This is a genomic window from Shinella zoogloeoides (assembly GCF_003574625.1).
In the GTDB taxonomy this organism is placed as follows: domain Bacteria; phylum Pseudomonadota; class Alphaproteobacteria; order Rhizobiales; family Rhizobiaceae; genus Shinella; species Shinella zoogloeoides_A.
In genome coordinates, this window is record NZ_QNUJ01000008.1 from 65583 (window position 1) to 84399 (window position 18817).

An 18817-nucleotide genomic window follows, 5' to 3' on the forward strand; every position below is an offset into this window, starting at 1 on the left:
CATGCATGGCGTCGGCGAAATGCCGCACGCGGGCGATTGTCGCGCTGCGGCAACGTGGGGCAGGGGGCCGGAATTGACCTTTCCCATTTCCGGTCCACATTCTTGCTGACGGCAGCCGAGAGGACTGCGGCGCTCGGAAAGGATGGGTCGAATGTTCGAAACGCTGGATGCAACGCTGCTCGCCCGGCTGCAATTCGCCTTCACGATCTCCTTTCACATCGTCTTTCCCGCCTTCTCGATCGGCCTTGCGAGCTATCTCGCCGTGCTGGAGGGCCTCTGGCTCTGGACGAAGGACGAAGTCTATTTCGCGCTCTTCAATTTCTGGAAGACGATCTTCGCGCTTACCTTCGGCATGGGCGTCGTGTCGGGCATCGTCATGTCCTACCAGTTCGGCACCAACTGGAGCGTCTTCGCCGACAAGGCGGGCCCGGTCATCGGGCCGCTGATGGGCTACGAGGTGCTGACTGCCTTCTTCCTCGAGGCGGGCTTCCTCGGCGTCATGCTGTTCGGCCTCAACCGCGTCGGCCCGAAGCTGCATTTCTTCGCCACGCTCATGGTCGCCCTCGGCACGCTGATTTCGGCGACCTGGATTCTCGCGGCCAATTCCTGGATGCAGACGCCCGCCGGCTTCTCCGTCAACGCGGCGGGCCAGTTCGTGCCCACCGACTGGTGGGCGGTGATCTTCAACCCGTCCTTCCCCTACCGGCTCGTGCATATGGTGCTGGCCGCCTACCTCACCACGGCCTTCGTGGTCGGCGGCGTCGGCGCCCTCCATCTCCTGCGCGGCGACGCGCCGAAGCGGGCGGGGAAGATGTTCTCGATGGCGATGTGGATGGCGGCGCTGGTCGCGCCCATCCAGATATTTGCCGGCGACATGCACGGCCTTAACACGCTGGAGCACCAGCCCGCCAAGGTCATGGCGATGGAAGGCCACTTCCAGAGCCATCCGGACGGCGCGCCGCTCATCCTCTTCGGCCTGCCGAATGCGGCCGAACAGCGCGTCGACTACGCTATCGAGATTCCTAAGCTGTCGAGCCTCATCCTCAAGCACGACCTGAATGCGCCGCTGGCGGGTCTCGATACGGTGCCGCGCGACCTGCAGCCGCCCGTCGCGGTCGTCTTCTGGTCCTTCCGCGTCATGGTCGCCATCGGCTTCGCCATGCTCGGCCTCGGCCTGTGGTCGCTCTGGTGTCGCTGGCGCGGCACCCTCGGCGAGAACCGCTGGCTGCATCGCGCCGCCGTGCTGATGGGGCCTGCCGGCTTCCTCGCCGTGCTCGCCGGCTGGGTGACGACGGAGGTCGGCCGCCAGCCCTACACGGTCTACGGCCACCTGCTGACGGCCGATTCCGTCGCGCCCGTCGACGCGCCGGCCGTCGCGACCTCGCTGATCGCCTTCATCATCGTCTATTTCCTCGTCTTCGGCGCGGGCACCTTCTACATCCTGCGCCTGATGGGCCGCCTGCCGCGCGATCCCCTGCCCGAGGAAGAAGGCCCCATCCGCACGGCCGGCATCACGCCTGCCGCCGCCGTCTCCAGCAAAGCCGGGAGCCATCGCCATGGTGCTTGACCTTCCCTTCCTCTGGGCGGCCATCATCGCCTTCGCGGTGCTCGCCTATGTCATCCTCGACGGTTTCGACCTCGGCGTCGGCATCCTCTTCCCCTTCTTCAAGCAAAAGCACGACCGCGACGTGATGATGAATTCCGTCGCGCCGGTCTGGGACGGCAACGAGACCTGGCTGGTGCTGGGCGGCGGCGGGCTGATGGCCGTCTTCCCGCTTGCCTATGCGACCATCCTGCCGGCGCTCTACATGCCGCTCATCCTCATGCTGCTCGGCCTCATCTTCCGCGGCGTCGCCTTCGAATACCGCTGGCGCACGAAGCGCGGCGAGTTTCTCTGGGACATCGCCTTTGCCGGCGGCTCCATGGTGGCCGCCTTCATGCAGGGCGTGGCGCTCGGCGCGCTGGTGCAGGGCATTCCCGTCACGGGCCGCGCCTATGCCGGCGGCTGGTGGGACTGGCTGACGCCCTTTTCCGTCGCGACCGGCATCGCCCTGCTCGTCGGCTATGGCCTGCTCGGCGCCACCTGGCTGGTGATGAAGACCACCGGCGAACTTGCCGCCCGCGCGCGCCGCTACGCCTTGCGCGCCGGCATCGGCACGCTCGCCGCCATGGGCGTCTTCAGTCTCTGGACGCCCTTCCTGGAGCCGCTCTATTTCGAGCGCTGGTTCGGCTGGCCGACCATCGTCTTCAGTCTGCTGGTGCCGCTGCTCGTGCTCGGCTGCTTCGCGATGCTGATCCATGGGCTAAAAACCGAGCACGATTCGCGGCCGTTCATCGCCGCGCTCGGCCTTTTCGTGCTCGGCTTTGCCGGCATCGGCATCAGCTTCTATCCCTATATCGTGCCGGCCTCGCTGACGATCTGGGAGGCCGCCGCGCCGGAGGAGAGCCTTGCCTTCCTCATCGTCGGCGCGGTCGTGCTCGTGCCGATGATCCTCGGCTACACCGCCTATGCCTACTGGGTCTTCCGCGGCAAGGTCGACCCGGAAGAGGGTTATCACTGATGGGGCAGGAGCGCTCGACGGTCACGAAACTGCTGTGGTTCGCCGGCCTGTGGGCGGGCGGCGTGCTCGCCGTCAGCCTCGTCGGGTTCGCCATCAAATTGGCGCTCGGGGCCTGACATCACCTTACGTGAGGGCGTCCAGCCTCGCGCCAGCTTTCTTGCCTAGGTTCCGCCTCGGCCAGCATGCAGGCCCGCAGGCGAAAGACAGGACCGCACCCTCCTTTTGCCCACCCCCGGGCCTGCATGTGGCCTTGCGACACGCAGCCGCCTTTTCCCCACACCATTCCTCTGCTATCCGGGTCCGCAAAACAGGAGACCGGAATGGCGAAGACTGCGGCAGACTGCACGACGATGGCGGAAATCCGGGAGAATATCGACCGGGTCGACAACGGGCTGATGGCGCTCTTCGCCGAACGCTGGACCTTCATCCGCCGCGCCGCCGAGATCAAGGCGGGCCTCGGCATTCCCGCCGACGTGCCGGAGCGCGTGAGGCAGGTGCGCGACAACGCCCACCGCAATGCCGAGGCGCACGGTCTCGAAGGCGGTTTCTATGAGGAGATCTGGGCGCAGCTCATCCAGCACGCCATCGCCTACGAGAAAGCGGAACTCGGCGAACCCTGATCGGGAGCGGAAGAGCTAGATCTGGTTGCGCCGGCCGAGATGGTCCTCCCAGTCGAGCGCGGTGCGCACGATGAAGGAAAGGTCGTCATGCTCGGGCATCCAGCCGAGCTCCTTCATGGCGACCGCCGGATCGGCGACGACGAGCACCGCGTCGCCCGGCCGCCGTTCGGCGAACCGCACCGGGAAGTCCTTGCCGGACGCGGCCCTGACCTTCTCCAGCACCTCCAGCACCGAGAAGCCGCGGCCATAACCGCAATTGGCGACGATCGACCCGCCGCCCGCCCGCATGCGCTGCAGCGCCTTCAGATGGGCATTGGCAAGGTCGGAGACGTGGATATAGTCGCGGATGCAGGTGCCGTCCGGCGTCGGATAGTCCGTGCCGTAGACCTCCATGCCCGTGCGCTTGCCGAGCGCGGCCTCGCAGGCGACCTTGATGAGATGGGTCGCGCCTTTGGTCGACTGGCCGGTACGCCCGCGCGGATCGGCTCCCGCCACGTTGAAGTAGCGTAGCGCCGTATAGGTGAAGTCATGCGCGGCGGCGGTATCGCGCAGCATGATCTCGGTCATCAGCTTGGAGGAGCCGTAGGGCGATTCCGGCCGGAGCGCGGCGGTCTCCGACACCGGCTCGGTGCCGTCCGGCGTGCCGTAGACGGCGGCGGTGGAGGAGAAGACGAAATGCGGCACCTTCGCCGCGACGGCCGCGGCGATCAGCGCGCGTGACTTGACCGTGTTGTTCTCGTAATAGGAGAGGGGATCGGCGACCGATTCCGGCACCACGATCGAGCCGGCGAAGTGGATGATCGCATCGATGCGGTTTTCCGCGAATATCTGCGCCAGCAGCGCGGCATCGGCGATGTCGCCCTCGTAGAACCGGGCTTCCGGCGCCAGCGCCCAGCGGAACCCGGTGGAGAGCCGGTCGAGCACCACGACGTCCTCGCCGGCATCGACCAGCGCCCAGACCATGTGGCTGCCGATATAGCCCGCCCCACCCGTTACCAGAACCGCCATGCAAACCTCCGAATCGCAAGAATAGCAGGCATATCAACCCGCCTGCCCATGGGACGCAACCGCAATTGCGCCCGGCCCTTTTCCCGTCCGAGAAAGGTAAGAATATGTCCGATCGCTTCATCGTGCTGTCCGGCTGCTCCGGCGGCGGAAAGTCCACCCTGCTGGAAGAGCTCGCCCGGCGCGGCCATGCCGTTGTCGAGGAGCCCGGCCGCCGCATCGTGCAGGAGGAACTGGCCGCCGGCGGCAGCGCGCTGCCCTGGCTCGACCTTGCCGCTTTTGCCCGCCGCGCGGTGGAGTTGGCGCTCGCCGACCGGCAGCGCATGGCCGGTCATCCCGGCCTCGTCTTCTTCGATCGCGGGCTGGTGGATGCCGCATCCGCGCTGGAAGCGTCCGGCGGCGAGCCGGTCCTGGCGGCGCTTGCCGCGGCACATCGCTACAACCGCAAGGTCTTCCTCACCCCACCCTGGCCGGAGATCTATGCCGGCGATGCGGAGCGCCGCCACGGCTTCGACGCCGCGCTCGCCGAATATGCCCGTCTCGAAAGGGCCTATCCCGCGCTCGGCTACGAGACGGTGAACCTGCCGAAGGCGCCGGTCATCGAGCGCGCCGATTTCCTGCTCGCTTGTCTGGCGGAATGATCAGCGCGCGGCGATGTAGCGGGCAAGCCGCTCGGCCGCTTCCGCGACCTGGCCGCTATCCCGAAGGAAGCAGGCCCGCATGAAGAACTCGCCGCCGGGACCGAAGGCCGTGCCCGGCGCAAGGCCGACATTGGTGCGGTCGACGATGTCGAGCGCGGCAAGGCGCGAATCCGTCACGCCGTCGATCTTCAGGAAGGCATAGAGCGCGCCGTCCGGCTTCAACGTTTCCACCCGGTTGGTGGTGATCAGCGCGTCGCAGAAGATGTCGCGGTTCCGCGCCGCCTTGTCGATATTCGCCTGCACGAAGGCATCGCCCTCGTCGAGCGCCACGACGGCGCCCTGCTGCAGGAACTGCGGCACGCCGGAGGTGGAATACTGGATGAGGTTTTCCAGAACCTGGCCGATTTCCGGAGGGGCGACGATCCAGCCGACGCGCCAGCCGGTCATCGACCAGTTCTTCGAGAAGGAATTGACGAAGATCACCCGGTCGCCGTCCTCCATCACGTCGAGAAAGGAGGGCGCCCGGCCGCCGGCATAGTGATAGAGCGCATAGATCTCGTCGGCCATGATCCACAGATCGTGCCGCCGGGCGATGGCGAGGAGGCTGGCAAGGTCCTCGCGCGTCGCCGTCCAGCCGGTCGGGTTCGACGGCGTATTGACGAAGAGCACGCGCGTCTTCGGCGTGATCGCGGCCTCGACGCGGCCAAGGTCGAGCTGCCAGCGCCCGCCGGTAAAATCGAGCGGCACGGCGATGGTGTTGGCGCCGGAAAGCTCCGCCGCCGCGGCAAAATTCGGCCATGCCGGCGTCAGGTAGACCATGTCGTCGCCCGGCGAGACGAGTGCCTCGATGGCAAGCTTGATCGCCTGCATGCCCGAGCCGACCACGTAGAAATGCTCGTCCGGCAACATCGCGCCGAAGCGCCGCGCATAGTAGCGCGACAGCGCCGCCCGAAGTTCCGGAATCCCCCGCTGCCAGGTGTAGAAGGTCTCGCCCCGCAGCAGCGCATCGGAAGCAGCGCGCGCGATGAATTCCGGCGTCGGCAGGTCCCCTTCGCCGACCCACAGCGGGATCAGCCCCTCGCGCCCGCGCGCATAGTTGACGACTTCGACGATCCCGCTCTCCGGCGCACGGAGCGAGCGGGGGCTGAGGCTTTCGACGATGGTCATGGCGTCACTCCGCAATCCCGCCTTCGCCCGGAACGGCGAGGTGCCCAGGATCCGGAGCTTTGTGTTTCAACCGCATTGTCCGATGCCGAAGCGATCCCGCCTCGGCTGCAAATGCTCTAGCGGTTTTTCCGCGGCCGTTCACGCGAGTTTCGCTGACGGATGCATCGAATTCGGTGATGGGAAGACACTCGCCCCTCGCTCAGCCGTCAAGCCCCATCAGGTCTTCCGCCCGCGGGCGGCGAAGGGGAACGTCCTTGAGGCTCTGGGCGACCTCGGCCAGCGCGGAAAGCGCATGCACGATGTTCTGCATGTCCCTTTCACGGGTGGCCGCGATGTCGATTGCGGGAAGGAAGGCAGGCTCTGACGATTCGGACTTCCGCATTGTCGCATCCTTTTCCGGATTGCTCTGCAAGGAAACGCCGGCTCCCACGACGCCCGGCTCACGAAATGTCACGCTCACTGTCACTCGAATGGTCTTTCACTCTGATTCGCCTAGCTTATCAGTTTTACCTTGCGTGAGAATCCCCTGAAACGAGATGGTGCTGTAAGCCGCGGAGGACGGGTCGGAAAAGCGTGCGATCACGCCGAAACGGCGATGGAATCGCAGGCAAAAGATCAGGAGACTTTGTGGCTTCTTGAGGGAAGAGATGGTGCCCGGAGGCGGATTTGAACCACCGACACGCGGATTTTCAACAGGACTGGGAACTATGACAACTTGGCTCGTCTTGTGCCGATTGGTTTCAACAAGATGTTGAGCGCCTTATATCCAGAGCTGCCGATCCGCATCATCCGATTTCAGCGTCACGCAGTCAAGATCAACGATTTTGACTCCCATAAGTTACCCATAGCTGGGCAAGCGAATAGTTAGCTTGGTGAACGAGGTCGCTCGCGGAAGGCACGTTCAAGAGTGACTGCATTGGGGCCGTGAATGGACAGTCGGCTCGTGGCGGCCGTCGTTCATTAGCATCATTCCTCGCGGACCTGTCACGAGTGTGGTGGTGGGGCCTTTGGCTAAACCTCGAATCCTGCGAAGATGTTTGGGAGGTAGAGGAGAGACTTCAGTTGGCCGCGCGATCAGCAACAGTTACCATTCCAGATGTAGAGGCGATGTCCGATGAAGAATTGGCCGAATTCGCCTTCATGCGCGACGGTAAATGGAGCAATCATACGAAGGCTCTACTGCGCCGGTTTAAGACCGAACGTCTGAGTCTGAACCGAGCATGGGCGGCGACTTGGCACGGTTGGTCATGTCCATGCTGCAAGCGCACGAAGCCGCAGATTGCGCGGCTCAATTCGGCCGGGGTGCTCCTATGCGAGCTTGAAGTGCATCACGATCACCTCGCCGATTGGGCGGGGAAGCTGTTCGAGGAATTGAACCCACTCACTGAAGACAAGGAATTCGCCGTTCAACGGTCGAAGGCAAAGACCGCCTTGCTCCAGTTTGTCGAGCGGTTCGAACGGACGCCCGTCTGCATTGATTGCAATCTGGCGGACAACAGGGCGAAGACGCTCATCGGTAAGGAGGTCGATGAGAACTTCACGTTCTCGCCGAAGGAAATAGCGGCCTTCATCAATGTCACGGACAACCACGTTCATGGGATCGACGTGGACAAGGCTCGCGAGATTTGGACACGCGTGAAGCCGGATTTCGAAGATCGACTCGACTTCACGGAGCGCATGGCGAAGCGTTTCGCAAACGGAAAGAACCGGCGCGAGATTGCACCGGTGCGGGTGAATTTCTGGATGGATGAAACTTCACTCCTCTGGGAACAGTTTTCCCGCGCCACACCGGGTCACGGGAATAGCTTCGGCTGGAGGTTGATCGAACGATCCGTCTCCAGAGACGCGATAGGTAAGTCGGCCAAGCGTAAGGTGATCATTCAGGGCAAACCGCCTACCGATGAAGAGTACGCGCGGGTCAATATCCAGAATAGGGAACAGAAGCATTGGCCGAAGGTCGGCGACGACTGGAAATGCGGATGCTGCCAGCGATCAAAGCGGGAAATATGCCGCAAATCCAGCAACTCCGGGAAATGGACGGCGAGAATCCATATCCTGTACGACTGGATCGCCGAGGAAGACCCGAGCGCGCTCTATTGGCGTGGGGCTGAGGCCATTGCGCATATGGTCATCGGAAGCCATGCCCCGGTGCTCGTCTGCCAAGACTGCCGGGAGGTTCAAACTCAGGCCAGCAAGCTTACGGGGCTAAGTTCGTGGTCCCTCACCGTACAGGACATCAACGCGGCGATCGTCAGCGTGACGCCTTACCAGCGGCACGAGGTGGACGAGGAGTTGGCGAAGGAGGCCGCTGAGAACAACCGCGAATTGGTTGTGGCCGTCACCGACTACCACGAACACGAGCGGGATGCCCGTGCCAAGCTGGGTCGTGCCAAATGGCTCGCTAAGCTGCACAGGTGTTCGTTTGAAGACATCATCCCGACGCTTGCCTTCGAGTATGCCGAAGCCGTCGAAGTCGAGATGGACGAAGGCCAAGCCTACATCACATGGCTTTTCGCAGAAGGGCAACGTTTTGAACAGTTGCGTTCTGCGGAGTAGATAACCGTCGCCTCGCGGAATTCGACCCGCCTCAGCCCGCTTCGCAGGCGACCACGTCTCCTCCTTCAAGCGGCAAGTAAAAATTACGCGCACCCCCACAATTCACAACTGTCCGTGACACTTGGGGATTTCCCGCTTGTTTATGATTTGTTCCTAATCATGTGCTATGTACGTTGCACAATGAACTGAGTCGGAGATTTTGGACCGATGAAGAAGCGTCATGAAGAGTGGTACAAGCTGACAGGTGAAACCAAGCCGAATGCTGCGAACACAGCATTGCCTCCTATCCGCGTGCTCGACCTGCCCGGTTTTCAGGGAATTGAAGATAAGCTTTGCATCTACACCCCGAACCGTGGCGCGCTGTCTCCAGAAATGGACGCCATGATCGATGACCTTTCGACGGCAACGTTCGGCATCACCGCGAACGATACTTTGTTCGAACTGCCTGAGAACTACAGCCGACTTTGCACCCGGAATATTGCATCTGGTCAACTAACAGGAACTTTACATCGATAAACATTCGCGGAAGTTCACATCAATATACCGGAATGGTGGACGATGTAGCAATTGTGGTGGGGCGACGGCTAAGAGGCATACGGGAAGCGGCCGGTCTCACCCAGGCGGAGCTTGCTGCTCTTGCTTTGAAATCTGTCGAGACCGTATCGAATTTCGAGCGTGGTAGGACATTGCCGAGTATTCGGACACTTGCGCTCTTAGCTGAGCGGCTTGACTGTTCGGTTGCTGACTTTTTTGATTTATCCCCCATAGCGCCGCGCCATGATGATCCGTTCATCGCGGCTGTAACCCTTAAGAGCAAACTTCTGAACGAGCGCGACAAGACGCTCCTCTTCGGAATTCTTGATCTCACGACTAACCAGTCGCGGGATTAATCCTGACAACCGAGCTCGTGTTCTCTTATTAGATGGATCGTCCTGAACCGAAGGAGACGATCATGATCGAGAAAGCCCCCGAAATCATCACTCTCAAAGCGTTGTGCGCCGAATTGAAGATCGACGCGAAAGAAGCGGGCGAAAGTTTGCGCGATGCAGTCCGCGATCCGAAGAAATATCCCGAACTGGTAAAGTCGCATAAGCCGCGCGCACCGCGGCAATGGCTGAAAGGATCACCAGGCGAAAAAGAAGCGAGAGGTCTCTTGGCGATAGCATGACAGTCTACCCAAGGTGGCCATGCCAATTCTAGGCAGTGGCCGCTTTGCGCAGTCGTTTCGCCACTCACCCGGCTTGCACGGCCTCCTTAAAACTGCCGCTCGGCTTATGTGGGCTACTTGTCCAGTTTGAGTTGGGGAGCAGCCGAGCCGGCTACGGTAGAAAAGTGCCCATATCGGCGTCTTCTCTTGTTCAATCGCATCATCTGGGCCGCTTTCACACAGAGAAGCTGTGTTTCGGCGTGAAAATAAAAAGGAAAATATTCTAATGAAGCGGGAGAAATAATTCAATTTTTGATAAATTATACTAAATCTATCATGGCTTCTCCGCCGTTTGATTAAGGTGCAGCAGAAAATTCTTATACGGCCGTCAACATTATGTCCCTGAGACCAAGCGCAAGTGCATTCTGACGCTGCCCATCGAGCGTTGGGGATATACAAACCATGACTGTCACGTTCGAGAGCGCGGGAAAGCCGTCGTCAGGTCCCAAAAGTCTTGTGCCGGGTAGTATGTCAGATCGAACAAGCGGAGAAACAGCAAGGCCGGCCTGAACGACAGCTTGAAGAGCGGATATATGAGCGCTCATATAAGCAATCTTGTATTCGCGACCAACTGACGCGAGCGCATTTATCGCCCATTTTCTGAAGATGCAGCCTTCTGGGAAAAGTGCCAGAGGAACCTGCTTGTGAAAATGGACGTTTGAATGCTCGGAGGTCACCCAGAACACAGGCTGCGTCTGCAATACCATTCCGTCTTTCGTATCCGTCTCAGATGAGAGGATCGATAGATCAAGCTCCCCGCGCGTTAGCATGGGTTTGAGTTCAACCGTGGGCGCGCAATGTAAGTATAGGCTAACGCTTGGGAACTCGTTTGAGAAGCGACTGAGAAAGCCTGGAAGAAGCGCTATATAGTCATCAGGTACCCCAAGTCTGACAGTCCCCGTAAGCTCACGGGATGTTGCGCGCTCGATAAGTTCGCCGGAAATTTTAAGTATTCGTCTCGCATCGGAGACGAGGTCACGGCCGCGTTCGTTAAGTTCGATTTTTCGACCTGAACGGACGAACAGGTTGGCACCTAAGTCCTCCTCAAGCTTCTTCAATTTGATGCTGACTGCGGATTCGCTGCGAAAAATGAGCTTTGCTGCTCCCTTGCAGGTGCCGGAATCGGCAAAGGCTACGATCGTCTGAAGTAGGTCGAGGTCAATTGTTTTCATCGCCAACAAGCTTTGGAAAACCGAAAGCTAAACTGAGATAATTTAGTTTTCCGCGAGAAAACCTAGCTGCTTAACTGAGCTCCTGTCAACGCACATGAGGGAGGGAAAGACAGCCTATGATTGCAGAAATCCGTAAAATCTCCGTCTCGATCGAAGAGACGTTGGAAGACATGGGTAAGAGGGTAAATCCCAAGGCAGTCAAGGTTGCAGTCGCAGCCGTGGTCAAGAACCCATTCGCTGGGCAATACGTCGACGACCTTTCCGGTCTTTATGACCTGGGCGCTGAGGTCGCGGACATCCTGACCAAGCGCGCGCAAGAGGCCCTTGGCTCCCTCGCGGGAGAAATCAGCGCTTATGGAAAAGGCGCGATCGTGGGCGTCGATGGGGAAATCGAGCATGCGGCAGCGCTTATCCATCCGAAATTTGGGGCGCCGGTCAGATCGGCAATCGGTGGCGGCAAAGCCATCATCCCATCGACCAAGAAAGTTGGTGGGCCAGGCGCTGCGATCACCATGCCACTCGTGAACCGCGACGACATCTGGGTTTTCGACGACATGGACGGCATCGAAATCAGCATCCCGGATGCGCCCCGGTCCGACGAGGTTGTCGTCGCGCTCGCCTTCGGCGTCAACGGCCGCCCCCTGAAGCGCATCAAGGGGGTATGACGGATGTTCAAAGCCGCAATTCTTCTCAAGCGAAAAGAGGGAGTTAGTGCGGAAGAGTTCGCCGATTGGTGGCTTAACCGACATGCCCCGCTCGCGCGAGACCTCCCGAAAGTTCGCCGGGTCGTGTTCAATCTGGTGAAGGACGGCCCGTACGACGGGATATCGGAACTCTGGTTCGACTCCGAAGAAGCGCTCCAGCAAGCCTACGCCTCGGACCATGGCAAGGCCGTCGCCGCCGACACGCTCTCAATGGTCGCTGAGCGGATACGCCTCCCCGTTTCGGAGCATGTGATCAAGGAGATGACGCCATGAACCAGCCTGTGCTTCAGAATTATCAGGAAACGAACCGAAGCCTGCTTGAGCGGGATAATCGGCATCTTCTGCATGCGCTACATAATCCGGAATCCCACCTTTCCGGTAACGCATGGGTCAAGGGGGATGGCACCGATCTGTACGACGGTGACGGTCGCCGATACATCGACGCAATGTCCGGCTTGTGGAACGTGACGCTCGGTCATGGCCGTAAGGAGCTGATCGACGCTGCCACTCGGCAATTGTCGACATTGGCTTACTGCTCGGGCTATTCGGGAAACACCAATCCGCGCGCGACGGAACTCGGCGAAAAGCTCGCGGAGATCACGTATCCCTCGATCAACCACTTCTTCTTCACATCAGGCGGTGGCGAATCCACCGATACGACGATCAAAGTGGCGCGCTCCTACTGGAAGGCCGTCGGCAAGCCGAACAAGGTGAAGATCATCAGCATGACCGGCGGATACCACGGCACCACGCTCGGTGCCATGTGTGCGACCGGAATGCCGTCCTATTGGGCAGCCTTCGAGCCCCGTATGCCTGGCTTCGTCCACATCCCGCTGCATCATCGCCATAGAGCCACGGCGCAGTCCGAAGATGAAGTCGCGGCTCTCGCCGCTGCGGATCTGGAAAACGCTCTCCTGGAGCAAGACCCGGAAACGGTTGCCCTTTTCATTATCGAGCCCGTCATGGGGGGCGGGGCCTATGTCGTTCCAGACGGCTATTTCAAGCGGGTGAGGGAAATCTGCGATCGACACAACATTCTTCTGGCTACCGATGAAGTCATTACCGGCTTCGGGCGGACCGGCAAAATGTTCGCGCTGGAGCATTGGGGCGTGCAGCCGGACATCGTGCAATTCGCAAAGGGGATTACCAGCGGGTACGTCCCACTCGGCGGGGTCGGCGTGTCTGATCGGATTTCTGAGGCGTTCGGTAACGTAAAAAATGCGCCGTGGATGCACTGCTACACTTACAGCGGACACCCAGTCGCCTGCGCGGTGGCCCTCGCAACGATCAATGTGCTTGAAAAGGAGCATCTTGTCGAACGGGCGGGAGCTCTCGGCGCTCGCCTTAAATCTCGTCTTGAAACACAACTCTCGGATAGCCTCCACGTCGGCGAGATCCGCGGTCTGGGTTTGGTCTTGGCCATTGATCTCGTTCAAGATCGCAGTGCCGGCACCCCCTTCGACGCCAAAGAGAACGCGGGACCGCGCGCGTTGGCGGCTTGCAGGGAGGCCGGCCTCATCACCCGTGGGCGGGGTGACACAATCTATCTCGGTCCTCCGTTCACTATCGCAGAAGGAGAAGTGGACCGGCTCGCCGACATCGTGACCGAAGCCGTGAGAGGTATCTAAACGCCGACCACGGACCTGCGCCCGAAAAATTGCCACTCACTAACAACAGGGGAACAACATGAAGTACGCATACGGAATTGGATTGCTGCTTGCCACTGTCGTCGGTTTTTCCAACCCGAGTCTGGCGGAAATCAAACTCGGCCTCGCGGGACCGCTGACAGGGCCGAATGCCTCGCTCGGCGCGCAGCTCAAACGCGGTGCCGAGCAGGCAGTCGCCGATATCAACGCCGAAGGCGGCATCCTCGGTGAGAAAATCGAAATCGTCGTCGGCGATGACGTTTCCGACCCACGACAAGGCGTTTCCGTTGCCAACCGATTTGTCGCCGAGGGCGTCAATTGGGTCGTTGGCCATATCAACTCCGGTGTTTCGATCCCGGCATCGGAAGTTTATCATGAAAACAATATTCTTCAGATCACGCCCGGATCTACGTCACCGACCTATACGGACCGCGGCATGTGGAACACCTTCCGAACCTGCGGACGCGATGATCAACAAGGCTCGGTGGCAGGCGACTTCATCGCAAAACATCTTGCCGGCAAAACGGTAGCCATCGTCCACGACAAGACGGCGTACGGGCAAGGGGTGGCGCAGGAGACACAGAAGGCACTGAACGGCGCAGGTGTGAAGGAAACCTTCTTCGAGGGTATCAGTCCCGGAGAGAAAGATTATACCGCCTTGGTGTCGAAGCTGAAGGAAGCGAAAGCCGATGTCGTATATTTCGGCGGCATGTATCCGGAAGCGGGGCTCATCATCCGCCAGATGAGAGACCAGAGCCTGGATACGGTCCTGGTTTCCGGCGACGGCATAGTGTCCAATGAATTCGCGAGCATCGCAGGGCCGGGATCGGCGGGAACGCTGATGACCTTTACCGCCGATCCCCGGAAGATCCCGGAAAACAAGCCGATCGTCGACAAATTCCTCGCCGCCGGTTTCAACCCCGAATCCTATACGCTTTACGCTTATGCGGCGGTGCAGATCATGAAGCAGGCCGCAGAAGCCGCTGGCTCCACCGACAGCCAGAAGATGGCAGAGGTCATGCACTCCGGCAAAGAGTTTGACACGGTGGCGGGCAAGATCAGCTACGACGAGAAAGGCGACATGAAGGACCCGCGTTACGTCGTCTATGAGTGGAAGCCCGATGCGACGGGCAAAATCGACTACGCTAACAACGAAGTCGAATGAAGGCGGGCTCCTCGAACCTGCAACGTGACGGTCGAGGGTTTACGTAACGGGCGACGTGGTTGGCCCGGCTGGGGCGACCGACGGGCATATTGCCGTGTTCGATGGAGCAACCGGCAAGGTGTTGAAAGATGGAGGCGCGCCGTTCAGTGGGGCCTACGCTGACCTTTCCGGCAAGCCCTCGCTTGGCGGCGCAGCGGCCCTCAACGTCGGGACCACGGCGGGAACGGTCGCTGCTGGTGACGACGCCCGCTTTTCGGCAGGCGGCAGCAGCAAGAACGAAGCTATCTTCGCGCTGGAGATAGCTGACCTTAAGGGTTCACGTCTCGGGATGGTTGGCGGCGTCGCGGATGCTTTCGATGACGAAAGTGGCGTGAATGTTGGTGGCTCGACAAACCAGTCCTACGATGCTGCGAATGATTGGTATGTGCCCGTAGCAGTGGAATCCAGCCAGATCTCTCCGCCCCTGACGTCCAACACTGGCGTCGGGGTAACGGTTTCCGCCTCGACGGTCTATGGGGCTGGGCAGGAGGCCTGGAGGGCGGCGGATGACGACAGCACCGACACGCATTGGCACTCGGGGAACGTCGCCCTTCCTGCGACTTGGTATTCGACTTTTTCGACGGCGCGTCGGCTGACGTCGTACCGCTTACGTTGGCGCGCAGCGACGTCAGCGCGGCCAACCGCATGGGAGATCTCCGGGTCCAATGATAACAGCAGTTGGACCGTCGTTGATACGAGAACCGGGCAGTCTCCCAATCCAAACGCCGGAGGGACATTGTATAAGATCGCTACCCCCGGATCTTATCTTTACTACCGTATAGTCTTTACCGCCTCCGACAACACTTTTGCGTCAATGCGAAACATCCAGTTGAATGTCGATTCAGCGCTCAACATGAGCTTGGTTTCCACTGCCTATCCGACGCCAATGGTGCCGCCAGTCGCGCGAATCGTTTTGCAGATCGTGCCAACTGACGCCATCGCCATCAATACCGACGTCACCGCAGAAGTGTCACGCGATGACGGCGCTACTTGGACAACCGCCGCGCTCGCCTTGGCCAGCAGCCTCAGCGGCATCGCTCTTTACGAGGACAACGATGTGAATCTCTCCTCCCAACCTTCCGGCACGTCAATGAAATGGCGCGTAAAAACCCTGAACAACAAGAACGTTGCCGTTTCTGGCGTCGTTATGCAGTGGAGTTAAAATGGCACCTCGAATTTTTGGAAATGTCGTGCGCGCTGAATGCGCTGTGATCCGCGTCACCGCCGAAGAGGCGATGGCGCACATGCAAGAGAAAATGAAAAAGGCGCAAGGCGCAGAAGCGGAGGCATTCAACAAAAAGTTGGAAAATCCACTTTCGCTTTTGCCTTACAAGCAAACGTGTCGCACAATGACGGCGTGGGAAAGATGAGAGCGTTCCAGCGCTCTCATCTCCCGCGGGCATAGCGCCAGTAGTCGGGGGAGCGGGAAATGCTGCGGTGTCAACGCACCCGCTTCCTCCGAACTACCCAAGCATTATGGCGCATGCTGTGGTGTGTCGCCTCCCCGCGAAACGAGTAATCCACAGACCAATTGCAGAATTTCGTTCTTGTATTGTTCCGTGCAGACGCGGAAGGCCTTGCGGCTGACGTGGTCTCGGGCGTGAGTACTTTACAAACCCCATTGCAAACCGACGGTTCCCATCCCTATCTGATCTAAGGGCAGAGGGGCGCATCGTGAGTTATCGGATTATCGCAGTTATTTTGCTTTTCGTATTGGTCGGCGCTTTGGGTGCCGCGACTTGGTTCCACGGAACTGGCTCGCTTTGTGAACCCGGAGAAGCATGTGTGCGAGAGTGGATTTCTGCGACAAGCGGGTGGGCGGCTGTGCTAGTGGCGCTGCCCACAATTCTCTATCTTTCACGGCAGGTGCGCGATGCGGACCGTCACCAGAAAACGAGCTTTGCAATCCAGATGCGAAGACATGCGATACTAGCAAATCGCACTCGAGACATTGCCTACACAGCAATTATGATGCTCGACTTGTACCTCAAGCGTGTTCCGGAGGGGCAGGCTCCAGACATCAGAGAGGTGGATAAAGAGACAGTCGTGGGGATTATTCATCACCTTAGAGATACGACTATATCGACTTTTGAGGGCGAAATCGCCAACCCTATGGGGCTGCCGGCCTATGGGACTTCGCTCATCGTCGAGAAAGGTTACGATGGTGACGACCGCGCCGCGTTCGCCGCTCCAGATATGGCAAGATCCTTTTTCGAGAGCATTGCGAAGCAAGCTGAAAGCTATCTATCGGAGGTGAAAACCATCACTGGGACCGGGTAGTTACAGGGCGCCTTTCCGACCAAAGCGACTGCGATCTCACGGTCGGTGGCGATGAGAGGGAGTTTTGAGAGGGGGTCGGTCACTCATACTTCCAGTTCGTCCATGTATCCCACCGCTTTAACTCTGCGCGCCCTTCCTTCGTTAGATACCATTGTTGCTCCCCACGAGGGTCGTTTTCGCCAGCTCGTACAACGCCGATCTCAGAAAGTTTCCGCATAGTCTTTTCGCCAGCCTGCGGGATGCGGTCAATGGTATTGCGTTTTCGGTTCTTGGACATAAAGCGCAGGACGCCCATTTCTCGGCCGTCGAGACCATATTGCGGCCGGTATTTGGCTCGCTCCGCGGTATTCCTTCGTGACCACTCTATCGTGCCTTTTGTCGCAGCGGCCTTCTCATATTCCTCGCGCCTTTCCTGTTCATCGACTTCGCGCCAGAACTTCGTTTCGTCTATCCATTCTTCTGCGACTTTGGTTAGGAACGGCGACGCATCAGTGGCACGTATCACCACGGCCCACCCTTCGTCTCCGTCGGCACTGTCGACGAATATCCGACGCTGAACACTGTAAAACTGAAAGGTCTCGCTGAGGATCTCGCGGCGGGCGATCGTGTCTCCCACGTTGGGGCATGCCCCACCGAAGCGACTGATTGGCCCGCCGCCCAGGGCCTCCAGTTTCCCATCGGGCAACAGCTCATAGAGCCTTATGGTGTAGTCGAGGCTCAATCCTGCCGATCCCGCAGGCGAACGCCGGGGCCGTTGCCGTTTTGGTCTATGAATATGACGCCCGCAGCCACAAGGGCTTGGCGGATGGCGGTGATGGCCTCGTTCGACACGATTCGTCGATTCTTCTCAAAATCGACCACGGTGGATAAGCCCAATTGTGCCGCCTCGGCCAGCGTCGGTTGCGTCCAATCTAAAAGAGCTCTCGCAGCTCGGCTCTGTGCAGGTGTCATCTATCAACATTTTCTGTTGACGCCCTAATGCGTCTGAGCTATCAACATATTATGTTGACGACTCAAACGCAACGAGGTGGTCCGAAATGACGAAGAACACGGTTAATGAATCCTTTCCGTTTGCAGCAATGGCGGCGCTCCATGCCGCGCTTAATGCGGTGGCTCGCGAGTATGAGCCCATGCCGGATGAGGCAATGGACTATATCAATGAGGCAATCGACATCGTTTCCCATGCCATCATAGCGGCTCCGGCAACTACTGAGGCTGAAGTCGCGCACAAGTTCAGGCATGCGGCGACTCTCATTGGTGATGAGGGAGGCATGTTTGTGCACGAACCCGCCGCGGTGCGCGCCGCTATGACTGCTCTGCGCGAACTCCGCTTCCGTGAGCATATTGAGAACTACGGCTGGCCTGTAAGCGGTTAATAGCCTGTCTCCCCAGGCCCGTTAGCTCAACCGGACAGAGCAGCAGCCTTGTTCGAGTCCGGGGCGGGCCACCATATTCGCCGTGACCGTTCCTCCTTTCCGGTCATGACGGCGCGCTCCCGGTTCTCCTCTGCCGGTCGAGCGCGGCCTTTTATTCCCTCGGCGCAAGCTGAGGGCGGAGCGGCGGAAGCCTGTCGGTATGCGAACGCTGTAAGATGCAGATGCGCCCGCTCCACATGAATCCCCGCACCTGCGCGCGATGGGGAGCGCCAGGGTGCGGTCCCGCCTGATAACAAGGGCGGGGGCTGCCGTGTCCTTTCCCTTCTTGTCGGGGACACGGCAGCTACACAGGGCTACCACAGCCTAGCGCGGTCTACCCCGCCCCCACACGTGCGGCGCGCTTGGCGACCCATCCGTGTTGCAAATGTGTTGCACGGAATTAATTGCAACACGTTGCAACCATTGAAAACATTGCGTTTTCTAGCAAACGTGTTGCAAGGCCGTTTTGAAGAGGAATTTAGGCTAAGCCTTTGAATTTTATGGTGCCCGGAGGCGGATTTGAACCACCGACACGCGGATTTTCAATCCGCTGCTCTACCAACTGAGCTATCCGGGCATCCGGCTTGGATTTCGAGTGAAATCCGTGGGGCGTTTGGTTTCGCCCCGGAAGCGAGCGGG

At 59.7% G+C, this 18817-nt stretch carries 22 protein-coding genes and 1 tRNA gene; 16 read left to right on the forward strand and 7 right to left on the reverse strand.

Annotated elements, in window-relative coordinates:
• Window positions 1-151 precede the first annotated feature (151 nt).
• From DSD28_RS16750 to DSD28_RS16760, 3 genes are all read left to right on the forward strand, one after another.
• Window positions 152-1567, forward strand: a complete 1416-nt coding sequence (locus tag DSD28_RS16750; RefSeq protein ID WP_119257571.1) for a cytochrome ubiquinol oxidase subunit I — start codon at window positions 152-154, stop codon at window positions 1565-1567.
• Window positions 1557-2561 (forward strand): cytochrome d ubiquinol oxidase subunit II, encoded by a 1005-nt coding sequence (gene cydB, locus DSD28_RS16755; RefSeq protein WP_119257572.1) that lies wholly within the window; start codon window positions 1557-1559, stop codon window positions 2559-2561. Before DSD28_RS16750 ends, cydB begins: the two co-directional genes overlap by 11 nt.
• 320 nt (window positions 2562-2881) lie before the next feature.
• The gene (locus tag DSD28_RS16760) at window positions 2882-3181 is read left to right on the forward strand and encodes a chorismate mutase family protein (RefSeq protein ID WP_119257573.1); all 300 of its coding nucleotides are present in this window, start codon (window positions 2882-2884) and stop codon (window positions 3179-3181) included.
• Window positions 3182-3196: 15 nt separating this feature from the next.
• On the opposite strand, the gene galE is transcribed toward DSD28_RS16760, so the two are convergent.
• Window positions 3197-4189, reverse strand: a complete 993-nt coding sequence (gene galE / locus DSD28_RS16765) for a UDP-glucose 4-epimerase GalE (protein WP_119257574.1) — start codon at window positions 4187-4189, stop codon at window positions 3197-3199.
• A 104-nt stretch (window positions 4190-4293) separates the two neighbouring features.
• Between galE and DSD28_RS16770 the strand changes: the two genes are divergently transcribed.
• The gene (locus DSD28_RS16770; protein ID WP_119257575.1) at window positions 4294-4827 is read left to right on the forward strand and encodes an AAA family ATPase; all 534 of its coding nucleotides are present in this window, start codon (window positions 4294-4296) and stop codon (window positions 4825-4827) included.
• Here the strand turns inward: DSD28_RS16770 and DSD28_RS16775 are convergent, their stop codons facing one another.
• On the reverse strand, window positions 4828-5994 hold the full coding sequence (locus DSD28_RS16775; RefSeq protein ID WP_119257576.1) for a pyridoxal phosphate-dependent aminotransferase: 1167 nt from the start codon (window positions 5992-5994) through the stop codon (window positions 4828-4830).
• A gap of 199 nt (window positions 5995-6193) precedes the next feature.
• Complete coding sequence (locus DSD28_RS16780; RefSeq protein ID WP_119257577.1) at window positions 6194-6376, reverse strand: hypothetical protein; 183 nt, start codon at window positions 6374-6376, stop codon at window positions 6194-6196.
• A 680-nt stretch (window positions 6377-7056) separates the two neighbouring features.
• On the opposite strand from DSD28_RS16780, the gene DSD28_RS16785 reads away from it, so the two are divergent.
• The 4 genes from DSD28_RS16785 (at window position 7057) to DSD28_RS16795 (ending at window position 9718) form a co-directional block, all read left to right on the forward strand.
• Window positions 7057-8550, forward strand: coding sequence for a hypothetical protein (locus DSD28_RS16785; RefSeq protein WP_162911433.1), 1494 nt, complete (start codon window positions 7057-7059; stop codon window positions 8548-8550).
• Between the two features lie 207 nt (window positions 8551-8757).
• On the forward strand, window positions 8758-9066 hold the full coding sequence (locus DSD28_RS25960) for a hypothetical protein (RefSeq protein ID WP_162911434.1): 309 nt from the start codon (window positions 8758-8760) through the stop codon (window positions 9064-9066).
• A gap of 32 nt (window positions 9067-9098) precedes the next feature.
• Window positions 9099-9440 carry a helix-turn-helix domain-containing protein gene (locus tag DSD28_RS16790; RefSeq protein WP_119257579.1) on the forward strand — a complete coding sequence of 114 codons (342 nt, stop codon included), beginning with the start codon at window positions 9099-9101 and terminating at the stop codon, window positions 9438-9440.
• 62 nt (window positions 9441-9502) lie between these two features.
• Complete coding sequence (locus tag DSD28_RS16795) at window positions 9503-9718, forward strand: hypothetical protein (RefSeq protein ID WP_119257580.1); 216 nt, start codon at window positions 9503-9505, stop codon at window positions 9716-9718.
• Between the two features lie 356 nt (window positions 9719-10074).
• On the opposite strand, the gene DSD28_RS16800 is transcribed toward DSD28_RS16795, so the two are convergent.
• Window positions 10075-10929: a LysR substrate-binding domain-containing protein gene (locus tag DSD28_RS16800; RefSeq protein WP_119257581.1), complete on the reverse strand. Its 855-nt coding sequence runs from the start codon at window positions 10927-10929 to the stop codon at window positions 10075-10077.
• A 116-nt stretch (window positions 10930-11045) separates the two neighbouring features.
• On the opposite strand from DSD28_RS16800, the gene DSD28_RS16805 reads away from it, so the two are divergent.
• From DSD28_RS16805 to DSD28_RS25965, 7 genes are all read left to right on the forward strand, one after another.
• Window positions 11046-11594: an amino acid synthesis family protein gene (locus DSD28_RS16805; RefSeq protein WP_119257582.1), complete on the forward strand. Its 549-nt coding sequence runs from the start codon at window positions 11046-11048 to the stop codon at window positions 11592-11594.
• Window positions 11595-11597: 3 nt separating this feature from the next.
• Window positions 11598-11906, forward strand: a complete 309-nt coding sequence (locus DSD28_RS16810; RefSeq protein WP_119257583.1) for an EthD family reductase — start codon at window positions 11598-11600, stop codon at window positions 11904-11906.
• Complete coding sequence (locus DSD28_RS16815) at window positions 11903-13261, forward strand: aspartate aminotransferase family protein (protein WP_119257584.1); 1359 nt, start codon at window positions 11903-11905, stop codon at window positions 13259-13261. The genes DSD28_RS16810 and DSD28_RS16815 overlap by 4 nt, the downstream gene beginning before the upstream one ends.
• Window positions 13262-13319: 58 nt before the next feature.
• Window positions 13320-14444 (forward strand): branched-chain amino acid ABC transporter substrate-binding protein, encoded by a 1125-nt coding sequence (locus tag DSD28_RS16820; RefSeq protein WP_119257585.1) that lies wholly within the window; start codon window positions 13320-13322, stop codon window positions 14442-14444.
• Between the two features lie 94 nt (window positions 14445-14538).
• Window positions 14539-15645, forward strand: a complete 1107-nt coding sequence (locus tag DSD28_RS16825; protein WP_162911435.1) for a discoidin domain-containing protein — start codon at window positions 14539-14541, stop codon at window positions 15643-15645.
• A gap of 1 nt (window position 15646) precedes the next feature.
• Window positions 15647-15853, forward strand: coding sequence for a hypothetical protein (locus DSD28_RS16830; RefSeq protein ID WP_162911436.1), 207 nt, complete (start codon window positions 15647-15649; stop codon window positions 15851-15853).
• 304 nt (window positions 15854-16157) lie between these two features.
• Window positions 16158-16763 carry a hypothetical protein gene (locus DSD28_RS25965; RefSeq protein WP_162911437.1) on the forward strand — a complete coding sequence of 202 codons (606 nt, stop codon included), beginning with the start codon at window positions 16158-16160 and terminating at the stop codon, window positions 16761-16763.
• A 79-nt stretch (window positions 16764-16842) separates the two neighbouring features.
• Here the strand turns inward: DSD28_RS25965 and DSD28_RS16840 are convergent, their stop codons facing one another.
• A complete protein-coding gene (locus DSD28_RS16840; protein ID WP_119257589.1) occupies window positions 16843-17484 on the reverse strand; it encodes a hypothetical protein in 642 nt (213 codons plus the stop codon).
• Window positions 17481-17714, reverse strand: coding sequence for a helix-turn-helix transcriptional regulator (locus DSD28_RS16845; protein ID WP_119257590.1), 234 nt, complete (start codon window positions 17712-17714; stop codon window positions 17481-17483). Before DSD28_RS16845 ends, DSD28_RS16840 begins: the two co-directional genes overlap by 4 nt.
• 86 nt (window positions 17715-17800) lie before the next feature.
• On the opposite strand from DSD28_RS16845, the gene DSD28_RS16850 reads away from it, so the two are divergent.
• Window positions 17801-18139 (forward strand): hypothetical protein, encoded by a 339-nt coding sequence (locus DSD28_RS16850; protein WP_162911438.1) that lies wholly within the window; start codon window positions 17801-17803, stop codon window positions 18137-18139.
• A 540-nt stretch (window positions 18140-18679) separates the two neighbouring features.
• On the opposite strand, the gene DSD28_RS16855 is transcribed toward DSD28_RS16850, so the two are convergent.
• Window positions 18680-18755 (reverse strand) — tRNA-Phe (locus DSD28_RS16855).
• Between the last annotated feature and the right edge of the window lie 62 nt (window positions 18756-18817).

Bases quoted from the DNA above. Each gene is read 5' to 3' on its own strand.
- DSD28_RS16750 (WP_119257571.1), top strand. From the start codon at position 152: ATGTTCGAAACGCTGGATGCAACGCTGCTCGCCCGGCTGCAATTCGCC.
- DSD28_RS16795 (WP_119257580.1), top strand. From the start codon at position 9,503: ATGATCGAGAAAGCCCCCGAAATCATCACTCTCAAAGCGTTGTGCGCC.
- DSD28_RS16850 (WP_162911438.1), top strand. From the start codon at position 17,801: ATGACGAAGAACACGGTTAATGAATCCTTTCCGTTTGCAGCAATGGCG.
- DSD28_RS16770 (WP_119257575.1), top strand. From the start codon at position 4,294: ATGTCCGATCGCTTCATCGTGCTGTCCGGCTGCTCCGGCGGCGGAAAG.
- DSD28_RS16780 (WP_119257577.1), bottom strand. From the start codon at position 6,376: ATGCGGAAGTCCGAATCGTCAGAGCCTGCCTTCCTTCCCGCAATCGAC.
- DSD28_RS16775 (WP_119257576.1), bottom strand. From the start codon at position 5,994: ATGACCATCGTCGAAAGCCTCAGCCCCCGCTCGCTCCGTGCGCCGGAG.
- DSD28_RS16800 (WP_119257581.1), bottom strand. From the start codon at position 10,929: ATGAAAACAATTGACCTCGACCTACTTCAGACGATCGTAGCCTTTGCC.
- DSD28_RS16790 (WP_119257579.1), top strand. From the start codon at position 9,099: ATGGTGGACGATGTAGCAATTGTGGTGGGGCGACGGCTAAGAGGCATA.
- cydB (WP_119257572.1), top strand. From the start codon at position 1,557: ATGGTGCTTGACCTTCCCTTCCTCTGGGCGGCCATCATCGCCTTCGCG.
- DSD28_RS16810 (WP_119257583.1), top strand. From the start codon at position 11,598: ATGTTCAAAGCCGCAATTCTTCTCAAGCGAAAAGAGGGAGTTAGTGCG.
- DSD28_RS16820 (WP_119257585.1), top strand. From the start codon at position 13,320: ATGAAGTACGCATACGGAATTGGATTGCTGCTTGCCACTGTCGTCGGT.
- DSD28_RS16830 (WP_162911436.1), top strand. From the start codon at position 15,647: ATGGCACCTCGAATTTTTGGAAATGTCGTGCGCGCTGAATGCGCTGTG.
- DSD28_RS16845 (WP_119257590.1), bottom strand. From the start codon at position 17,714: ATGACACCTGCACAGAGCCGAGCTGCGAGAGCTCTTTTAGATTGGACG.
- DSD28_RS16815 (WP_119257584.1), top strand. From the start codon at position 11,903: ATGAACCAGCCTGTGCTTCAGAATTATCAGGAAACGAACCGAAGCCTG.
- galE (WP_119257574.1), bottom strand. From the start codon at position 4,189: ATGGCGGTTCTGGTAACGGGTGGGGCGGGCTATATCGGCAGCCACATG.
- DSD28_RS16760 (WP_119257573.1), top strand. From the start codon at position 2,882: ATGGCGAAGACTGCGGCAGACTGCACGACGATGGCGGAAATCCGGGAG.
- DSD28_RS16805 (WP_119257582.1), top strand. From the start codon at position 11,046: ATGATTGCAGAAATCCGTAAAATCTCCGTCTCGATCGAAGAGACGTTG.
- DSD28_RS25960 (WP_162911434.1), top strand. From the start codon at position 8,758: ATGAAGAAGCGTCATGAAGAGTGGTACAAGCTGACAGGTGAAACCAAG.